This window comes from Streptomyces akebiae (assembly GCF_019599145.1).
GTDB classification, from domain to species: Bacteria; Actinomycetota; Actinomycetes; order Streptomycetales; family Streptomycetaceae; genus Streptomyces; species Streptomyces akebiae.
The window spans coordinates 720,949-738,243 of record NZ_CP080647.1 but is presented as its reverse complement, the minus strand read 5'-3'; the positions used below and the strand labels follow the sequence as shown (position 1 = coordinate 738,243).

20 protein-coding genes are annotated in these 17,295 nt (G+C 70.8%); 6 read left to right on the top strand and 14 right to left on the bottom strand.

Going from position 1 to position 17,295, the window contains the following annotated elements; translation table 11 throughout:
• The first annotated feature begins 11 nt into the window (after positions 1 to 11).
• Positions 12 to 569, top strand: coding sequence for a cyclophilin-like fold protein (locus tag K1J60_RS03225; protein ID WP_220644817.1), 558 nt, complete (start codon positions 12 to 14; stop codon positions 567 to 569).
• A gap of 131 nt (positions 570 to 700) precedes the next feature.
• Positions 701 to 1,486, top strand: a complete 786-nt coding sequence (locus K1J60_RS03220; RefSeq protein WP_220644816.1) for an SDR family NAD(P)-dependent oxidoreductase — start codon at positions 701 to 703, stop codon at positions 1,484 to 1,486.
• A 37-nt stretch (positions 1,487 to 1,523) separates the two neighbouring features.
• On the opposite strand, the gene K1J60_RS03215 is transcribed toward K1J60_RS03220, so the two are convergent.
• Together K1J60_RS03215 and K1J60_RS03210 are read right to left on the bottom strand one after the other, a co-directional pair.
• Positions 1,524 to 2,183, bottom strand: a complete 660-nt coding sequence (locus K1J60_RS03215; RefSeq protein ID WP_220644815.1) for a response regulator — start codon at positions 2,181 to 2,183, stop codon at positions 1,524 to 1,526.
• Position 2,184: 1 nt separating this feature from the next.
• Positions 2,185 to 3,327: a sensor histidine kinase gene (locus K1J60_RS03210; RefSeq protein WP_220644814.1), complete on the bottom strand. Its 1,143-nt coding sequence runs from the start codon at positions 3,325 to 3,327 to the stop codon at positions 2,185 to 2,187.
• Between the two features lie 231 nt (positions 3,328 to 3,558).
• Here K1J60_RS03210 and K1J60_RS03205 point away from each other — a divergent pair, with 231 nt between their 5' ends.
• Positions 3,559 to 4,188: a hypothetical protein gene (locus K1J60_RS03205; protein ID WP_220644813.1), complete on the top strand. Its 630-nt coding sequence runs from the start codon at positions 3,559 to 3,561 to the stop codon at positions 4,186 to 4,188.
• Positions 4,189 to 4,284: 96 nt separating this feature from the next.
• Here the strand turns inward: K1J60_RS03205 and K1J60_RS03200 are convergent, their stop codons facing one another.
• From K1J60_RS03200 to K1J60_RS03170, 7 genes are all read right to left on the bottom strand, one after another.
• On the bottom strand, positions 4,285 to 4,986 hold the full coding sequence (locus K1J60_RS03200) for a nitroreductase (RefSeq protein WP_220644812.1): 702 nt from the start codon (positions 4,984 to 4,986) through the stop codon (positions 4,285 to 4,287).
• Between the two features lie 128 nt (positions 4,987 to 5,114).
• Complete coding sequence (locus K1J60_RS03195; RefSeq protein ID WP_220644811.1) at positions 5,115 to 5,855, bottom strand: NADPH-dependent F420 reductase; 741 nt, start codon at positions 5,853 to 5,855, stop codon at positions 5,115 to 5,117.
• 105 nt (positions 5,856 to 5,960) lie between these two features.
• Positions 5,961 to 6,554: a TetR/AcrR family transcriptional regulator gene (locus K1J60_RS03190; RefSeq protein WP_220644810.1), complete on the bottom strand. Its 594-nt coding sequence runs from the start codon at positions 6,552 to 6,554 to the stop codon at positions 5,961 to 5,963.
• A gap of 272 nt (positions 6,555 to 6,826) precedes the next feature.
• A complete protein-coding gene (locus K1J60_RS03185) occupies positions 6,827 to 7,666 on the bottom strand; it encodes a helix-turn-helix transcriptional regulator (protein WP_220644809.1) in 840 nt (279 codons plus the stop codon).
• Between the two features lie 256 nt (positions 7,667 to 7,922).
• Positions 7,923 to 8,672, bottom strand: a complete 750-nt coding sequence (locus K1J60_RS03180; RefSeq protein WP_220644808.1) for an SDR family oxidoreductase — start codon at positions 8,670 to 8,672, stop codon at positions 7,923 to 7,925.
• Between the two features lie 220 nt (positions 8,673 to 8,892).
• Positions 8,893 to 9,465 carry a TetR/AcrR family transcriptional regulator gene (locus tag K1J60_RS03175; RefSeq protein WP_220651247.1) on the bottom strand — a complete coding sequence of 191 codons (573 nt, stop codon included), beginning with the start codon at positions 9,463 to 9,465 and terminating at the stop codon, positions 8,893 to 8,895.
• A gap of 135 nt (positions 9,466 to 9,600) precedes the next feature.
• Positions 9,601 to 10,068 carry a winged helix-turn-helix transcriptional regulator gene (locus tag K1J60_RS03170; RefSeq protein WP_220644807.1) on the bottom strand — a complete coding sequence of 156 codons (468 nt, stop codon included), beginning with the start codon at positions 10,066 to 10,068 and terminating at the stop codon, positions 9,601 to 9,603.
• A gap of 93 nt (positions 10,069 to 10,161) precedes the next feature.
• Here K1J60_RS03170 and K1J60_RS03165 point away from each other — a divergent pair, with 93 nt between their 5' ends.
• Positions 10,162 to 10,662 carry a PaaI family thioesterase gene (locus tag K1J60_RS03165; RefSeq protein ID WP_220644806.1) on the top strand — a complete coding sequence of 167 codons (501 nt, stop codon included), beginning with the start codon at positions 10,162 to 10,164 and terminating at the stop codon, positions 10,660 to 10,662.
• Positions 10,663 to 10,867: 205 nt separating this feature from the next.
• Here the strand turns inward: K1J60_RS03165 and K1J60_RS03160 are convergent, their stop codons facing one another.
• Both K1J60_RS03160 and K1J60_RS03155 read right to left on the bottom strand, forming a co-directional pair.
• Entirely contained in the window at positions 10,868 to 11,026 is a 159-nt protein-coding gene (locus K1J60_RS03160) for a hypothetical protein (RefSeq protein WP_220644805.1), read from the bottom strand.
• Positions 11,027 to 11,249: 223 nt separating this feature from the next.
• Positions 11,250 to 12,263: an NADP-dependent oxidoreductase gene (locus K1J60_RS03155; protein ID WP_220644804.1), complete on the bottom strand. Its 1,014-nt coding sequence runs from the start codon at positions 12,261 to 12,263 to the stop codon at positions 11,250 to 11,252.
• 171 nt (positions 12,264 to 12,434) lie between these two features.
• On the opposite strand from K1J60_RS03155, the gene K1J60_RS03150 reads away from it, so the two are divergent.
• The gene (locus K1J60_RS03150; protein ID WP_220644803.1) at positions 12,435 to 12,908 is read left to right on the top strand and encodes a winged helix-turn-helix transcriptional regulator; all 474 of its coding nucleotides are present in this window, start codon (positions 12,435 to 12,437) and stop codon (positions 12,906 to 12,908) included.
• 224 nt (positions 12,909 to 13,132) lie between these two features.
• Positions 13,133 to 14,545 carry a dihydrolipoyl dehydrogenase gene (lpdA, locus tag K1J60_RS03145; protein ID WP_220644802.1) on the top strand — a complete coding sequence of 471 codons (1,413 nt, stop codon included), beginning with the start codon at positions 13,133 to 13,135 and terminating at the stop codon, positions 14,543 to 14,545.
• A gap of 213 nt (positions 14,546 to 14,758) precedes the next feature.
• Here lpdA and paaE read toward each other — a convergent pair whose 3' ends face one another.
• From paaE to paaC, 3 genes are read right to left on the bottom strand one after another with little or no spacing between them, the layout of a single operon-like run.
• The gene (gene paaE / locus K1J60_RS03140) at positions 14,759 to 15,874 is read right to left on the bottom strand and encodes a 1,2-phenylacetyl-CoA epoxidase subunit PaaE (protein ID WP_220644801.1); all 1,116 of its coding nucleotides are present in this window, start codon (positions 15,872 to 15,874) and stop codon (positions 14,759 to 14,761) included.
• Complete coding sequence (gene paaD, locus K1J60_RS03135) at positions 15,871 to 16,395, bottom strand: 1,2-phenylacetyl-CoA epoxidase subunit PaaD (RefSeq protein WP_259407529.1); 525 nt, start codon at positions 16,393 to 16,395, stop codon at positions 15,871 to 15,873. The genes paaE and paaD overlap by 4 nt, the downstream gene beginning before the upstream one ends.
• Complete coding sequence (gene paaC, locus K1J60_RS03130) at positions 16,392 to 17,258, bottom strand: 1,2-phenylacetyl-CoA epoxidase subunit PaaC (protein WP_220644800.1); 867 nt, start codon at positions 17,256 to 17,258, stop codon at positions 16,392 to 16,394. Before paaC ends, paaD begins: the two co-directional genes overlap by 4 nt.
• Positions 17,259 to 17,295: the final 37 nt, after the last annotated feature.

Sequence of the window (17,295 nt, the reverse complement as noted above, 5' to 3'; positions counted from 1 at the left end):
GGACCTTCTCCATGCACTCCGCAGTCCATCGCGGTCTGGTCCGCTTCGCTCCAGCGGCCACCCTGCTGCTGGCCGTGACCGCCTGCTCCAGCGACTCACAAGACGCCGCGCCGTCGCGTTCGTCCTCCGTCTCGGCCCCTGCGGGACGGGAGACGGCAGCATCCGACGCCCCGTCCCCCACACCGGCCTCCCCGTCGTCCGCCTCCAGCAGGAGCACCGCCATGGACATCCGCGTCACCCTCGACGGCCGCTCCGTCGAGGCCACCTTGAACGACAGCCCCGCCGCCCGCGACTTCGCCGAGTTGCTCCCGCTCACCCTGGACCTGGAGGACTTCCACGGCACGGAGCGGGTCGCCGACCTGCCGCGCGAACTGGACACCTCCGGCGCCCCCGAACCAGCCGCGGCCAGGACCGGAGACATCGCCTACTACGCCCCCTGGGGCAACCTTGCCCTCTTCTACCGGGACGGGCCCGCTGCCTCTGCCGACCTGCTCATCCTCGGCCACCTCGACGTCGGCGCCGACCAGCTCGGCCGGGCCGGCCGCATCACCCTCGAAGCCGCCCCCTGATGCCCTCGACCGCCGCTGACGCACCTCGGCGTCCCGGCCCGCTCCACCCCTCGACACGAGAAGAACGGTATGACCCCCACGTACTTGAACCCCCACGTAGTTGAGCCCCCAGTGACTTGAATCCCACTCACGTGAACTCCACCGACTCGAACCCCACCTACGACTTCACCGGGCAGGTCGCCTTCGTCACCGGCGCCTTCGCCGGCAGGGGTCTGGCCGCCGCCCGCGCCTTCGCCGAAGCGGGCGCCGCCGTCGCCCCGGCCGACATCGACGACAAGGCCGTCGACGCCGCCGCGAAGGAACTCGCCGACGTCGGCCACCAGGCCCTCGCGCTGGTCTGCGACGTCTCCGACGAGGACCAGGTCACCGCTGTCGTCGACCGCACCGTGGACGCCTTCGGCCGCCTCGACACGGCCTACGACAACGCCGGCGTCATGCCCCCGCCCACCGACGCCGCCGACGAGGGAGACGCGGAGCAGTTCGACCGCGTCCAGGCCCTCAACCTGCGCGGCGTCCGGGCGACCATGAGGCACGAACTCCGGCACATGCGCACCCGGGGCGGCGGCGCCATCGTCAGCTGCTCCTCCCCCGGAGGCCTCGTCGGCAACCCCGGCCGCGCCGCCCACCACGCCACCGAGCATGGCGTGATCGGCCTGACCAAGAGCGCCGCCCTCGAGTACGGCGCTCGTGGTGTCCGCGTCAACGCCGTCTGCCCCGGCACCCTCACCACTCCCATGGTCGACACCATGATCGCCAAGGGGGAACTCGACCGTACGCACGCGGAGTCGGGCCAGGCCGTCGACCGGCTCGGCACCGCCGAGGAGATCGCCCAGGCCGTCCTGTGGCTGTACAGCCCCGGCACCGGCTACGTCACCGGCATCGCCCTCCCCGTGGACGGCGGGTACACCGCCCGGTAAGGGTCCTCTGCGTCGCCATCGGCCTCAGCCCGTGGATTCACAGCAGGCCGAGGTCTCGGGCGCGTAGTGCCGCCTGGGTGCGGTCCCGCAGGGCGAGGCGGGTCAGGATGCGGGACACGTGGTTCTTGACCGTGCCTTCGCTGAGGTACAGGCGCGCGGCGATCTCCCGGTTGGTGTGGCCCTGCGCCACGAGTCTCAGGATGTCCGTCTCGCGTGGGCTCAGGGCGACAGCGGGGGCCTGAGGCGGGCCGGGGCAGGGCAGGGACGTGGTGAGGTGGTGGGCGACGGAGGAGTCGAGCTGCGTGACGCCCGCGTGCGCCAGGCGGACCGCGTGTGCGAGTTCCTCGGCCGGCAGGTCCTTGAGCAGGTAGCCGTGGGCCCCGGCCCGAAGCGCCTGCACGACGTACTCCTCGTCGTCGAACGTCGTCAGCATCACCACCCTGCACTCCGGGGCCCGGCTGCGCAGGACGGCCACCGCTTCGACGCCGTCCATCTCCGGCATCCGGACGTCCATGAGGACGACGTCCGGGCCCAGTTCCAGTGTCTTCGCCACGGCATCCCGGCCGTTCACGGCCGTGCCGACGACCGCGATGCCCGGCCGGATGGAGAGCAGGGAGGCGATGCCGTCCCGGATGAGTGTCTGGTCGTCCACCACGAGCACACGTACCGCCGGCCTGGGCTCCGGGTCGTCGTCCATGTCATGCCTTCCGTGTCTTCCCGCGTGGAACGGTCACCGTCAGCCGGGTACCGGTGCCGGGACCGCTGTCGATGTCGACACGTCCCGCCACGAGGTGCACTCGCTCCCTCATCCCGAGCAGCCCGACTCCGGCAGTGGCCGCGTCCGGTGCGAAGCCCCGGCCGTCGTCGGTCACCATGAGACGTGCGACGTCCTCGGCCAGGTGGAGCACCACCGACACCCGCGTGGCCCGCGCATGCCGGCGCGCGTTGGTGACGCCCTCCTGTGCGGCCCGGTACAAGGCGGTCAGTTCGGGCGCGCCGTAGCCGTCCTGGTCGCCGCTCACCTCGACCGTGACCCGCGGCCGTGCCTCACCGCTGTGCGCCAGGCCGGCGAGCGCGGTCGACAGCGTGGGGCGCGGCGTCTCGCCCCGTAGCGTACGGACGGACTGGCGTACGTCGACCAGCGCGAGCCGTACCGACCTCCTCGCCTCGTTCAGCGCCTGCTGGGCCGCATCGGGGGCCAGGGCCCGGAACTCCGAGGCCATCTCCAACTGCACGGACATCGCCGTGAGATGGTGCCCGAGGCTGTCGTGGATGTCCCGGGCCAGCCGGTTGCGTTCGGTCGCGGCGGACAGCTCGGCGACCTGCGCCGCGTACTCCTCCGAGGCGAACCGCGCGCGCTGTTCGCCGACGGCCACGGCGGCCATCGAGAGCGCCAGCACCAGGCCGACGGAGAGCATCAGCAGGTCGGACACGCGCTCCGGGTCGCGGTACCAGCCGGGCACGGTCAGCAGGTACGCGGTGAGCGGTCCGGCCAGGCAGAGCGCGCCCAGCGCGAGCGCGGTCGTACGGCCGAACGAGAGGTAGGCGGTGAACGGCAGCAGCACGAACAGCACGTGCGACAGTCCCGAGGTGTCGAGGAGCACCACCACGCCGATCAGCGAACAACGCGCCAACAGGATCGGCACCCGTGCGGCGGGCCGGCGTCGGCCGCACGCCTCCAGAGCGAACAGCGCTCCGACCGCGGCGACGAAGCCGACCGTCCGCCAGACCGTCGGCCCGGGACCGCCGTCCAGATCGGCCGCCGCGTGGTACAGGCCGCCGAGCAACACCGCGCCGTACAACAGGGGCGGCACCCACCGCACAGGTACATACGCCGCCATGCACACCCCCTCGCCCGCTGCCGCCAGGCTAGGCCGAACGCCGCGTCGAGGGGACACTCGCGCGGAACTCCGGCGGGGTCGGGCCGGACGACACATGCCGAACGGCACCACACCGCCCGGCCGATGGTGACCTATGGCCTCCGATGCCCCCGTTCCTCACCTCCCGCCACCGCCCGCCCGCTCCCTACGGTGACGGCCCTGACCCACTGTCCGAGCAACCGGAGCGGCATCATGTCCTCACCCATCACCTCATCGGCAGAGGCAACGACAGAGACAGCGGCATCGGCATCGACGCTCCGCGCCGACGCCCTGTGCGGGACACTGTCCGGCCTGCTGATCGCCCTGCCCGCGCTGGTCGAGGCGTTCACCGGCGAGACCTCCGCGACCAGCGTCGCGTTCGCGCTCGCGCCCGCCTTCGCCCTGCCGCTGCTCACCGGCCTGCAACTCGTGCAGCGTCCGGCCACCGGCCGCCTCGGAGACGTCGCCCGCACCGTCAACCTCGTCGGCCTCGGCCTGTTCGGCGGCGCCGCCTTCGCCTCGAACCTGGTGCTGTTCTACTTCGACGACAACGTCGTCGACGCCACCCTGACCGGCCCCACCATCCCCGTGTTCACCGGCTCCGCGACCGTCTTCGCCCTGGGCTGCGCGCTGTTCGGAGCCGCGATGATCCGCGCCCGGGTGTTCCCGGGGATCCCGTCGTGGGGCTACGCCGTCGTCCTGCCGCTGTTCGCTTTCCTGACCGCGCTCCCCGACTCCCTGCTCACCAGCGCCCTGCACGTGCTGGTCGGCGTCATCCTGCTGTGGCTGTCCGCCGCGCTGTGGCGGATGGCTCGACGTCCAGGACCGGGATGTCCGCGATGAACAGCGGCTGGATCTTGCCGCGTTCGGCGGCCTGCGCGTAACGCACGAACTGGGTGCATGAACGTGTAGGCCGGATTGTTCCCACAGGCGGAGGAACTACGGCCTGTCGAGGACTCCCGGGGTGTCATGCAGGACCACGCTCCGCTGGAGCGGAACCCGCTCCGTGCGGAGCGTGTTCACCGGTGCCGCCGGGTCGGCCATGCCGAAGGAGATGCCGAACAGCAGCTTGAGCTCCGTGGGGACGCCCAGGACCTCGCGGACGGTGTCGGCGTAGACGCCGAGTACGGTCTGCGGGATGCCGGCCAGACCCCGGGCCGCCAGCGAGAGCAGGAAGTTCTGCGCGTACATGCCGATGTCGCCGGCCGTCCGCACCCCGTCGCCGAGTGCCGGCATGAACAGGAAGGCGGCATGGGGAGCGCCGTAGAAGTCCAGGTTCTCGCGGACCGCAGCCCTCCTGCCGTCCCGGTCCGAGCGCTCGACGCCCCGGGCCCGGTAGACACTCGCGCCCAGGGCTCGCGACCGCTCGACGTAGATGCCCTCCTCGCCGTACCCATCTGTGAAATCCGGAGAGGTCCGTCCCTCCTCCTCGGCCTGGAGCAGCTCCTTGCTCAGGGCGTCCCGTGCCGCACCCGAGACGACGTGCACCGTCCACGGCTGGGTGTTGCTGTTCGAGGGGGCGGTCTGTGCGTCTTCCAGCACACCGCGGATATCCGCAGGGGACAGGGCGGTGGGCAGGAACTGCCGGGGGGAGCGGCGGGAGCGTGCGAGGTCGGTGAAGGGTGATGCGGTGCCGGGCAAGGCGGTTCCTCTCCGTGACGCGCGGTCATCTGCCGTGCTGCGCGCTCTTCGTTCTTCGTCTTCGTTCGTGGTGTGCACGCGCTGCCGCTCTCGTGTCCGTCGCGTGCACGAGTGCCGCGTCGGGTGTCTCAGCGGTGGGCGGCGCGGTTCATCTCGACGACGTCGTCGACGGTGGGGTCGGCCGGGAGGGCGGCGATGCGTTCCGGGAGGCTGTCGCGGATGGCCGCGTCCTTGACGCGGTCGGCCGCGGCCAGGGCCGCGGGCAGTTCGTCGAGGGTCAGTTCGGTGCAGTAGGCGGGGCTGTTCGGCTGCTGGCGCCACGAGTCGGCCAGTGTGCCGGCGTCGTAGGGGTCGAAGCCGGTGTCGTCCACCAGGCTCATGGCCACCTTCCGCGCCTCCTCGGAGTCGCCGGCGACGGGGATGGCGAGGCGGCCGGGCGTTCCGGCCGGGACACCCTTGGTCCGCTGGGTTTCGGCCAGCGCGGCGTTCCACGCCTTGACCACGGGGCGGCCGAGCAGCTCGGCGGTGTACACGCTCTCCACCTGGCCGTTGTCCACCGCCTCGATCGGCTCGCTGAGCATGCCGGGGTAGTAGTTCGAGGTGTCGATGACCACCGTCTCGTCGGGCACCGACGCGAACAGGTCCGCCAGCCGGCCCGCCACCCCGAACGGGATCGACAGGACGATGACGTCCCGGCCCTGGACGGCGGCGTCGGCGAGATCCACCGCACGGGCCCCGGCCTCCAGCACCTCCGCCCGGACGGCCTCGGGGCCGCGGGCGTCGGCCACCTGGACGTCGTGACCGGCCGTGCTGAGCTTGGCAGCGATGTTCCCGCCGATGGCGCCGGCGCCTATGACAGTAATTTTCATTATTTGTCCCTCGGGAGGTTGTGCCGCCCCTGGGGGCAGCACGGTGTGATGGATGGGTGGTGGTGCCGCCCGGCGTTGCGGGGGCGGAGCGGGGTGCCTAACGATTTACGTCTGGGTGTCCCGCTCGCGGTAGCCGCTCGCGATGAGCGTGCGGAGCCGGTCGAGCGGCTCCTCCTCGGTACCCGTGCCTTTGATCCAGGCGACGGAACAGGCCGCGAGGAACAGGTCGTGCCCGCGCACCGACGCGCGCACGCGCCCCGCGAGCTGCGCGGCGCGCACGTACTGATCGGTGGCCGAGATGAGGATGTCGCAGGGGATCGTGAGGGGGTTGTCCGGGTCCTGCGCCCGGGCCGCGGCCATGAGCGGGTCCGGCAGCCCGCTGAAGGCGCTGAAGTACTCCTCCATCGCCCGCAGCCACTGCTCCAGCGCCTCGGCAGGATCGTCGAGCCGCTCGATGTCCGCCTGGCGGGCCACCAGTTCCTCGGAGCGTGTCTGCAGCACGGCCGCCAGCAGCGCTTCCCGGGTGGGGAAGTGCCGGTACAGGGTGCCTGGCCCGACGCCCGCCTCCTTGGCCACCGCCTCGAGGGAGGTGCCGACCCCGTGCTGCAGGAAGTGACGCTGCGCGGTCTCCAGGAGGGCCGCGCGGTTGCGCTGGACGTCCGCGCGGGGCTTGCGTCCCCGCAGTTCACCGGCGCTCATTGCACCCTCCTGCCTGCCGTTTCCTGCTGCCGCATCAAAACGGATGCTGCCTCCGCACTTGGTCGAGAGTAAAACGGAGGCGGCGTCCGGTCAAATGGGCGGCCTGAGTGCGGGGCCCGGACATCGCAGGGGGCCGACATATTTGGCCGTAGAGCGCAGGGTAGAAGCCGTGCGGGCTGTGCCATTCCAGGGTGCTTGTTCGGGCCTCCCGCGCCGAGCCCGGCCCGGTCCCCGGTCGCCGGTCCCTGGTCCCTGGTCCCCGGTCCAGGACGTCAGGGGGTGAGCTGTTGGTGTCCGATGACGGAGAGCAGTTCGAGTTTGCTGTGGCTCTCCGTGCCGGGGCGGGTGGTCAGCACCACCAGGGTCTGGGCGCGGTTCTCGGTGAACAGGAGCTGGGCGTCGACATCGATGCGGCCGAGTTCGGGATGGAGGAGGGTCTTGCAGTCGTCGTAGCTTTGTGCGACTTCCTGAAGTTCCCACATGCGGACGAACTCGGGGCTGTGTTCCTGGAGTTCGGCGAGGATCCGGGCGGCTCGGGGGGTGTCGCTGCCGGCTGTCAGCGCGGCCCGCAAGCGCGCCGCATGGGCGCGGCCGTGGTGTTCGTGGACCTCCTCGGGATACACCAGACGCTCGGCCGGGTCCATGAACCAGCGGTAGTAGCCGCTGCGGGCCAGACCGGTGTGGCGGGTCTGGTCGCCGAGCAGCGCGACGGCCAACGGGTTCATCGCGAGGGTGTCGAGCAGGTCGGTCTGCACCAGGGCCGGGGAGTCGTCCAGACGGTCCAGGACCCGCAGCAGGGTCGGGCTGACATGTTCGGAGCGGTGGAAGCGGGCCGGGGCGTTGTGGCCGATGAGGGCGAAGAGATGGTCGCGTTCGTCCAGGGTCAGCCGCAGGGCCCGGGCGAGGGCGGTGGTGATCTGGACGGAGGGTTGCGGGGCGCGCTGCTGTTCCAGCCGGGCGTAGTAGTCGGTGGACATGCCGACGAGCTGCGCGACTTCCTCGCGGCGCAGCCCCCGCGTACGCCTGCGTGGCCCCTCGACCAGCCCGACGTCGCGGGGGCGCAACATCTCACGTCGGTGGCGCAGGAATTCCGCCAGTTCCTTCTTGTCCATGCCGTCCATCCTCGCCGGATCCCGCCCGGCTATCCAGAGACCGCCGATCCATGGCTGAGCCCTTCCCTCCCACCCGCGCGAAGCCGCTCACACGTCCGACGCGAGGGCGCGCGGCGAGACGACCCGATGGTCACCTGCCCCTGCGTGACCCGCTGGGAGATTTACCGCCTGTCGGCGGTACGCCGCAGGCCGTCGGCATGGAAGGCGGCCCGCGGCGACGGGCTCCGTCGAGGACACCTGCCGCTTCGGACGAGGGTCAGCTGCCGGCGATCATGGCGAGGACGTCGTCGTAGGAGCCGTTGGCCTGTGCGTCGCGGATGAACCTGGCGCGCTCGACGACCAGCTCCTTCGCGTCGGGCTGCTCGCGCAGCAGGTCGAGGGTCTCGGTGAGGAAGTCGTCCAGCGGCATGGAGTGTTCGCTGTCCTGCTGGCCCAGCAGGGTCGTGCGCACGCCCGGCGGGACCACCTCGATCACCTGGACGCCGGCGTCGGCACCGGTGAGCTGGATGCGCAGGCTCTCGGAGAAGGAGTGCAGCGCGGCCTTGGTCGCGCTGTAGGTCGGGGTGCTCTGATACGGGACGAACGCGAGCGCTGAGGTGACGTTCATGACGACCGCGTCGTCCTTGCCCACCAGGAGGGGCAGGAAGGCGTACGTCATCCGGATCGCGCCGAGCAGATTGGTCGCGATGTGATCCTCGGAGACCTGGAGTCCGGCCGGGTCGAGGAGGTTCTCCCGCTGCATGATGCCGGCGTTGTTGACCAGGACGTTCAGCCCCGGGTGGCTCGCCGCCACGGTCTCGCGGGCCCGGGCGATCGAGTCGGGGTCGGCGACGTCGAGGACGAGCGCGTCGATGCCCGGGTGCTCGGCCGTGATGTCGTCGAGGAGTTCCTTGCGCCGGCCGGCGACGATCACCTTGTTACCGGCCTCGTGCAAACGCAGGGCCAGGCCGAGGCCGATGCCCGAGGTGCCGCCGGTGATCAGGATCGTGTTGCCGGTGATCTTCATGGGGGTCTTGCTCCTTCGGTACGGCGGGCCGGTGAGCGCCCGCAGCCTCGACCGTAGGGGCGCCCACGCAGGGGCGGGAGAGGACGGCTTATCCATGGATCGGCGCTCCCTGGCGGAGGATGCCCGTGGAGCGCAGACGCTCCCAGCGCCGCTTGACAGCGGACTGTCGCCTCGCAGTCGTGACGCCCACGGGGTTGAGCGGCGGCCTCGGGCCCTTTGCTCACCCCAGGACGGCGTAGGCGTTCCCGATGCCCTGCTCAAGGACCTCGTCGGAGAGCTTCCGGTCGGACAGGGCGCGGGACAACTGCAGTGTCCCCACCATCATGGTGTAGAGCCCGAGGGCCGTGCCACGAGCGGACTGCGGGTCCTCGGGCGTCAGACGGGCGGCGATCTCGTCGATGATGTTCCGCGCGCCGTCGGTGTAGGCCTCCTTGGTCGCGTCTCCGCAGCGGCCGATCTCGTCGAGCAGGGCGGCGGAAGGGCATCCGGTACCGGGGTTGTCCCGGTGCTCGGGCGACAGATACTCACGCACGAGGTCCTTGAGCCCCTCGCGGCCGGGTCGCAGGGTGCCGTACTGCGAGAGCTGTGTGTTCAGTTCGCCGGCCACGACATGGGCGACGAGGTCGTCCTTGGAGGTGAAGTGGGCGTAGAAGGCTCCGTTGGTGAGCCCCGCGTCCGACATCAGGGTGGAGATGCCCGAGCCGTCGATGCCGTCCTGCTTGAACCGCTGGCCGGCCTTCTCGATGATGCGTTGCCGCGTCACCTGCTTGTGCTCCTTGGCGTAGCGCACCACGAGCTTCCTCCGTTCGCTGCCCGGGGCGGTTGCCCCGCACTCCAGGCTAATCCATGACATGACGTACGTAATATGACGCCCGGTACGCGACCTCGGCCGCCGGCCGTCGATCGCGCGGACGGGCCGGTAGGTGGCTCAGGTCCGAGGTCGGGCGCCGGGTCCCAGCCGGGCGGTGACGTCCCCGGGGGTGAGGGCCGAGTGCTCCGCGGAGCACTCGACGACGACGCGGACCGGGGCGTCGCAGTCGGTGTGGCGGACGTCCAGTACGGGGCCTTCGGGTCCGACCGCGTACGTCTCGCCCCACTGGCTCAGAGCCATCAGGACCGGCCACAGGTCCCAGCCCTTACGGGTCAGGCGGTATTCGTTGCGTGAGCGGCTGCCCGGCTCCCGATAGGGGACGGTCTTCAGGACACCCGCCGTGATCAGTTTCCGGAGGCGGTCACTGAGGACGGCCTCGGACAGCCCGATGTGGCGGTGGAAGTCGTCGAAGCGGCGGACCCCGTTGACGGCGTCACGCAGGATCAGCAACGTCCACTTCTCTCCGACCACGTCGAGCGTGCGCTGGACGGGGCAGTTCTCCGAGCTCGCCTCAAGCCACTCCATCCCGCCATCGTAGACATCTGGCTTCGTCGTTGACAGTCAGGTGAGCGCCCGGCTAGCTTCACTTGCAAAAGTCAGATGGGAAGGTGCCCGGCCGTGGGACGAACGCGTACGTACCAGTGGGAAGATCCCGCGATCCTGGCGGAGGCCGCCGGACGCATGGCCGGCATCGACTTCCTGCGCGAGCTGAAGGCCGGACGGCTGCCGGGCCCGCCCATCAACTACTCCATCGACTTCACCCTGGACGAGGTGGAGCCCGGCAGGGCGGTCTTCGCCCTGACGCCGGGGGAGGAGCACTACAACCCGATCGGCAGTGTGCACGGCGGTATCTTCGCCACCCTGCTCGACTCGGCGGCCGGCTGCGCCGTCCAGTCCACCCTCCCGAAGGGCATGGCGTACACCTCGCTCGACCTGACGGTGAAGTTCCTGCGGCGGATCACCGTGGACACGGGCACCGTGCGCGCCATCGGCACCGTCCTCAGCCAGGGGCGTCAAACGGCCCTCGCCCAGGCGCAGTTGGTCGACGCGTCGGACCGGCTGCTCGCCCACGCCACCAGTAGCTGCATGCTCTTCCCGGTGCCTCCCGCGCAAGGGTGAGCCATCGGCGGCGACCCGGTGATGCCCGAGCGGTGATGCCAGACTCCCTTGACCTCGGCGTGGAACGCCGGGATGCGAGGTGAAACAGCTGCGGCGCACGGCGGTGGCGGCCCGTGACTCCACGGGTCGCGGGACCGCCCTGCGCCGCAGCCGTGCGGGGACGCCCGGAGTCGGTGGTGTGTCGAGGTGTCGGGGTCGGGCGCGTTCAGGGGGCGCCGGAGCGTATGCGCTCGACGAGGTCGGGGTTGGCCAGGCCATGATGCCGACGACGGTGATGACGTCGGGCGATCGAGGCGACCACTTCGCCGCCATGGAACAACCCGAAGAGCTCGACGGTGACATCCGCGCCCACTTCCGCGCCCACTTCCGTCCTTCTTCCGCGCGCCGACCCGTTGAGTCGGTCCCGCCACCGCCTCGTTCTCTCGCCCCCGGCCCGGGAGGAGGCGGCCGAGACGACAGCGCGGCGGCACCGAGACGGCCTACCGCGGCGGCTCTCCGCTCACGGGGCCGCCGTCACATCGCCGACGGTGCCGGCGTCCCCCCTCCGGTGATCGTGCCGGGACGGAGGATCCGTGGGCGGACCGGTCTCAGTCGGTCTCGGACGTCATCGCGATCACGACCTTGCCGGCCTTGGTGCGGCCCTGCTCGACGTGTGCCATCGCCTCCAGTGTCCGGTCGAACGGGAAGGTGCTGTCGATGACCGGTCGGAGCTTCCCGCTGTCGTAGAGGGCGCCGAGCTCGCGCAGCTGGGTGCCGTTGGCCTGCATGAAGAGGAACTCGTAGCGCACGCCGAGCGTCTTGGCCTGCTTACGGATCTTGCGGCTGAGCGTGTTCATGATCAGACCCATGAAGCCGGGGGCGCCGAGCTGCCTGGCGAAGCCGGCGTCCGGCGGGCCGACGACGCTGATGGCCAGGCCGCCGGGCTTCAGCACGGTCAGCGACTTCTCCAGGTTCGCTCCGCCCAGGGAGTCCAACACCAGGTCGTAGCCGGACAGCACCTTCGAGAAGTCCTCCTTGGTGTAGTCGACGACGACATCGGCGCCCAGGCTCCTGACCAGCTCCTCGGTCTGGGTGTTCGTGGTGGTCGCCACGGTGGCGCCGAGGTGCTTGGCGAGCTGGACGGCCGTCGAGCCGAGGCCGCCGGCGCCGGCGTGGATGAGGACCTTCTGGCCCGGCTTCACGTGGGCGCGCTCGACGAGGATCTGCCAGGCGGCCAGGGCCACCAGCGGCACTGCGGCGGCCTCTTGGAGGGTGAGCGAGGCCGGCTTGGGTGCGACGTCGTCCATGTCCATCGCGATGTACTCCGCGAAGCCTCCGATCCGCAGGTCGCGCGGGCGGGCATAGACCTCGTCCCCGACGTCGAAGCCCTGCACGGCGGAACCGACCCGGGTGACGACGCCGGCGACGTCGTGCCCGAGCACGAACGGAAGCTTGTACTTCAGGAGCTGCTTGAACTCCCCGTTGCGGACCATCTTGTCCAACGGGTTGACGCTGGTGGCGCTCACCCTGACCAGGACGTCACGCTCTCCGACGGTCGGCTCGGGCACCTCTGCGGCGCGCGCGCCGTCCTTGCCGTACTTCTCGACGACGAATGCCTTCATGGCGGCCGCCTTTCTGTGTGGGTGTGCTGTGGACCTGCGCGCCCGTTCCTCGTGTGCGGCCGGGTTGATGTGCGGGTCATGACGATACTTTCTGGGTATGTAAAAGTAAACTCAGCTCAGGTTAGAATCACCCCCATGGATGCGAGGACCGAAGATCTTCAGAATGTCGGCATGGACTTCCGTCTCGACCGGGACACGTCGAACTGTTCGATCGCCCGGACCCTTGAGGTCGTGGGTGAGAAGTGGACGATCCTGATCCTGCGCGAGGTCTGGTACGGATCATCCCGTTTCAGTGACTTCGAACGTATTCTCGGCTGCCCTCGCAACCTCCTCGCGGCGCGGCTCAAGATGCTCGTGGAGGAAGGGATCCTGGCCACCGGGACCTACAAGGAACCGGGCGCGCGGAGCAGGCCGAAGTACGTGATCACGCCCAAGGGCATGGACCTGGTCCCGGCCGTGATGGGGCTCCTGCAGTGGGGTGACCGCTACCGCGCGGACCCGGAGGGCCCGGCCGTACTGTCGCGGCATCGTGGGTGCGGTGCGCACGTCGACGCCCAGATCCGCTGCGAACGGGGCCACGCCGTGCAGGTGGAAGACATCGAGAGCATCCCCGGCCCGGCGTTTCGGATGAGGCCGGCCGGGTGAGCGGGCATGGATCACGGCGCCGGAGTGCTGAAGCCCACGTCCGGGGAACCGCCGCCGAGCGGGTGAACCACAGGGACGCCTCCCTCGTCCTCCACCGGTTCCCGGGCGGCGGGCGGTGGCCCGGAGACCTACCGTCGCCGTCGCAATGATGAACAGTTTGTTCGAATCGGGAGCGAGTCGGTCTCTCGCGGGAGCCGGCCGCCCCAGCCGAAAGGAAGCCGTCCATGGACGAGCAGGGTGAGCACTTCGACGTAGTCGTACTCGGCGCGGGCCCCGGCGGATACGTAGCCGCCATCCGGGCCGCCCAGCTGGGCAAGAGCGTCGCGGTCGTCGAGGAGAAGTACTGGGGCGGCGTCTGCCTGAACGTGGGCTGTATCCCCACCAAGGCCCTGCTGCGCAACGCCGAGCTCGCGCACATCTTCACGCGTGAGGCGAAGACCTTCGGCATCAAGGTCGAGGGTGAGGTCTCCTTCGACTACGGGGAGGCCTTCCGCCGCAGCCGGAAGGTCGCGGACGGCCGGGTCAAGGGCGTCCACTACCTGATGAAGAAGAACAAGATCACGGAGATCAGCGGTCGCGGCACGTTCGTCGACCCGCACACACTCCAGGTGGCCGACTTCGACGGCAACACCCGCACCATCGGCTTCGACCACTGTGTCATCGCCGCCGGGGCGACACCCAGGCTGCTGCCCGGCACCCGCCGTACCTCGCGCGTCGTCACGTACGAGGAGCAGATCCTCGCCGAGGACCTGCCGCAGTCGATCGTCATCGCGGGCGCCGGCGCGATCGGTGTCGAGTTCGCGTACGTGCTGCACAACTACGGCGTGAAGGTGACGATCGTCGAGTTCCTCGACCGTGTCGCCCCGCTGGAGGACGCCGAGGTCTCCGCCGAACTGGCCAAGCAGTACCGGAGGTTGGGCATCGACGTGCTCACCTCGACCCGCGTCGAGTCGATCGACGAGTCCGGTCCGCAGGTCCGGGTCACGGTCACCGGCAAGGACGGAACCCAGCAGGTCCTTCAGGCCGACAAGGTCCTCCAGGCGATCGGCTTCGCGCCGAACGTCACCGGCTACGGCCTGGAGAACACCGGCGTGCGCGTCACCGAGCGTGGCGCGATCGACGTCGACGGCCGCTGCCGCACCTCCGTGCCGCACATCTACGCCATCGGCGACGTCACCGCGAAGCTGATGCTGGCGCACGCCGCCGAGGCGATGGGCGTGGTCGCCGCCGAGACGATCGCCGGCGCGGAGACCATGGAACTGGACTACGTGATGATCCCGCGGTCCACCTTCTGCCAGCCGCAGATCGCCAGCTTCGGCTACACCGAGGCGCAGGCGCGGGAGAAGGGCTTCGACGTCCAGGTGGCCAAGTTCCCGTTCACCGCGAACGCCAAGGCCCATGGCCTGGGCGACGCCACCGGCTTCGTGAAGCTGATCAGCGACGCCAAGTACGGCGAACTCCTCGGCGGCCACCTCATCGGCCCCGACGTCACGGAACTGCTCCCCGAACTGACGCTGGCCCAGCAGTGGGACCTCACCGTCCACGAGGTCGCCCGCAACGTCCACGCCCACCCCACCCTGGGTGAAGCCGTGAAGGAAGCCGTCCACGGCCTCGCCGGCCACATGATCAACATGTAGCCGGGAGCTGGACGCCACGGCAACAGGGCCCGTTGGCGCTCGGATCGGTTGCGCGATCCCGGGCTGTCAAGGGGCCCTGATCCTTTGATCAGTTCACAGCGCCGGAACGGGGAACCGCACGGGCGCCTGCACCTGCGCCTTCCCAGGAAACGTCCGGTGCCGGCGAGCCCGGCGGCACCGAAGACGCCGACGAGACAGGACCGGTCCGCGTTCTCAACCGTCGAAGTCGACCGTGAGGGTGTCGGAGACGGCATAGGTCTGGCAGGTGAGGACGTAGCCCGCGGAGACCTCTGCCGGTTCCAGGGCGTAGTTGCGGCGCATGTCGGCGTCGCCGTCGGTGACGCGGGCGCGGCAGGTGCCGCAGACTCCGCCCTTGCACGCGAACGGCAGGTCGGGCCGGGCCTGTTGGGCGCCGTCGAGGATGCTGCGGTCGCGTGGCGCGGCGAACGTGGTCGCCCTGCCGTTGAGGACCACGGTGACCTCGCTCTCGGGGCCTCGGTCGGCGGTGTCCTCGCGGGCGGTGGTGGTCGGCGCGGGCGGCTCCTCGTCCGCGTGGAACAGCTCCCGGTGGACCCGGTCCGCCGGGACACCGAGTCCGGTCAGGAGCGCGTGGGTGTCGCGCACCAGGCCGTGCGGGCCGCACAGCCACCAGTGGGCGACCTCCCGGATGTCGAGGAGAGCGTCCAGCAGTGCGGTGAGCCGTGCCGTGTCGAGACGGCCGGAGAGCAGCTCGGCCTCGCGCGGCTCGCGGGACAGGACGTGGGCGAGCTGGAAGCGGGCCGGGTACCGGTCCTTCAGGTCGGCGAGTTCGTCGGCGAACATCACCGTGCCGGCGCGCCGGTTGCCGTACAGGAGCGTGACGCGCGCGTCCTCGTCCGCGGCGAGGACGGACGCGGCGATGGACAGCATCGGGGTGATCCCGGACCCGGCGGCGACGAGTACCTGGTGGCCGTAGCCGCCGGCACTGGTCAGATCCGGCGTGAACGCACCGGCCGGGGCCATGACCTGCAAGGTGTCCCCGGGGCGTACGCCGTGCACGAGCCAGGAGGAGAACAAGCCGCCCGGCACCACGCGGACGCCGATGCGGGGCACCGTGCCGGCCGGTGAGCAGATCGAGTACGAGCGCCGCTCGTCGCGACCGTCGATCTCGCGGCGCACGGTGAGGCACTGACCGGGCCGGAACGCGAACTCGGCGGCCAGGCCGTCGGGGACGTCGAAGGTGAGGGCGGCCGCGTCGGCGCACAGCGGTTCCACGGCGGACACCCGCAGCTCGTGGAAGGCGGGGCGACGGCGGGACCGCGTGGCGGTCGGGGGTGCTGGGAGGGTCATGGCAGGTCCTTGACGTGAGGGAACGGCTCCCGACAGGTACGGCAGCGCCGAAGTGCCGTGCAGGCGGTGGCGGCGAAGCGCGAGATCTCCTCGGTGTCGGCAGAGGCGCAGCGCGGGCAGGGCACTTCGGGCGGTGCGAGGGTGGTCAGGCTCACCCAGGCCGGGCCGGGGTCACTGCGCGGGCCGGGGGCGTCGCGCGGGCCGGGCGGCGCGATGCCGTGCTCCGCCAGCTTGCGGCGGCCCTCGTCGGTGATCCGGTCGGTGGTCCACGGCGGGTCGAGCACCGTGACCACCCGGACGTCGACGAAGCCGGCGGCCAGCAGCCGGGCCGCCACCTCGGCGCGCATCTCGGCCACGGCGGGGCAGCCCGCGTACGTCGGGGTGAGCCGTGCGACGACGGCTCCCTCCGGCGTCACCTCGACGCCGTGCAGCACCCCGAGGTCGGCGAGCGTCAGCATCGGCAGTTCGGGGTCGGGGACCTCGGCGGCGATCCGCGACGCCCGTTCCGACGACAACGTCACCACGACGCCTCCGGGTGGGCGCGGGCGACGCTCTGCAGTTCGGCGAGGAGGGGCGCCAGGTGCGGGGTGTGCCGTCCGTTCCTGCCGGAGCCCGGGACCGGGGAGGCCGGTGTGTCGAGCGGGGACACGTCGGTGGAGTGGTTCAGCCCTGCGTCGCCCAGTACGTGGAACAGCTCCAGCCGGGTCCGCGCGGCGACGGCGGCCGGATCCGCGCCGAGGGGCGCGGCCGCCCGGTCCGTCAGCAACTCGTCCAGCCAGGGGGCGAGGGCGTCCAGCGCGGCCCGTATCCGTGCGGCGGACTCGGCGGTGCCGTCACCGAGCCGTACCGTCCACTCCGCGGCCCAACGGCGGTGGTAGGCGAGCTCCTTGGAGCTCTTGGCCGCGATCGCGGCCAGCACCGGGTCGGCTGCGCCGGCGAGCGCCTCGCACACGGCCAGCCGCCAGACGGACAGCACCAGCAGGCGGCCGACGGTGAACGCGAAGTCGCCGCCCGGCAGTTCGGCGAGACGTACGTTGCGGAAGTCCTCCGCGTCGCGGAAGTAGGCGTACGCGTCCTCGCCACGGCCCGTGCCGTCGGCCAGGCCCGCCCTGGCGTACAGCAGACGGGCCTGGCCGAGGAGGTCCAGGCCGATGTTGGCGAGCGCCAGCTCCTCCTCCAACTCGGGCGCGCGGGTGCACCATTCGGCCAGCCGCTGCGCGGACACCAGGGCGTCGTCGCCGAGTGCCAGACAACAAGCGGCCAGGTCGGCGGCGTCGACCCCGTCGGGTACCGCCTGGTCGACGCCGTGCAGCGGGTCGGTGAACCCGGTGCCGAACGCCCACCGCGCGCCGTCGCCGTCGACGTACAGGTCCTCGTCGGTCATGGGCTGCTCCTAGCTGTTCCTGTCGATGTGGTTGGGT

Bases quoted from the DNA above. Each gene is read 5' to 3' on its own strand.
- K1J60_RS03225 (WP_220644817.1), top strand. From the start codon at position 12: ATGCACTCCGCAGTCCATCGCGGTCTGGTCCGCTTCGCTCCAGCGGCC.
- K1J60_RS03215 (WP_220644815.1), bottom strand. From the start codon at position 2,183: ATGGACGACGACCCGGAGCCCAGGCCGGCGGTACGTGTGCTCGTGGTG.
- K1J60_RS03210 (WP_220644814.1), bottom strand. From the start codon at position 3,327: ATGGCGGCGTATGTACCTGTGCGGTGGGTGCCGCCCCTGTTGTACGGC.
- K1J60_RS03205 (WP_220644813.1), top strand. From the start codon at position 3,559: ATGTCCTCACCCATCACCTCATCGGCAGAGGCAACGACAGAGACAGCG.
- K1J60_RS03195 (WP_220644811.1), bottom strand. From the start codon at position 5,855: ATGAAAATTACTGTCATAGGCGCCGGCGCCATCGGCGGGAACATCGCT.
- K1J60_RS03190 (WP_220644810.1), bottom strand. From the start codon at position 6,554: ATGAGCGCCGGTGAACTGCGGGGACGCAAGCCCCGCGCGGACGTCCAG.
- K1J60_RS03185 (WP_220644809.1), bottom strand. From the start codon at position 7,666: ATGGACAAGAAGGAACTGGCGGAATTCCTGCGCCACCGACGTGAGATG.
- K1J60_RS03180 (WP_220644808.1), bottom strand. From the start codon at position 8,672: ATGAAGATCACCGGCAACACGATCCTGATCACCGGCGGCACCTCGGGC.
- K1J60_RS03170 (WP_220644807.1), bottom strand. From the start codon at position 10,068: ATGGAGTGGCTTGAGGCGAGCTCGGAGAACTGCCCCGTCCAGCGCACG.
- K1J60_RS03155 (WP_220644804.1), bottom strand. From the start codon at position 12,263: ATGAAGGCATTCGTCGTCGAGAAGTACGGCAAGGACGGCGCGCGCGCC.
- K1J60_RS03150 (WP_220644803.1), top strand. From the start codon at position 12,435: ATGGACTTCCGTCTCGACCGGGACACGTCGAACTGTTCGATCGCCCGG.
- lpdA (WP_220644802.1), top strand. From the start codon at position 13,133: ATGGACGAGCAGGGTGAGCACTTCGACGTAGTCGTACTCGGCGCGGGC.
- paaE (WP_220644801.1), bottom strand. From the start codon at position 15,874: ATGACCCTCCCAGCACCCCCGACCGCCACGCGGTCCCGCCGTCGCCCC.
- paaC (WP_220644800.1), bottom strand. From the start codon at position 17,258: ATGACCGACGAGGACCTGTACGTCGACGGCGACGGCGCGCGGTGGGCG.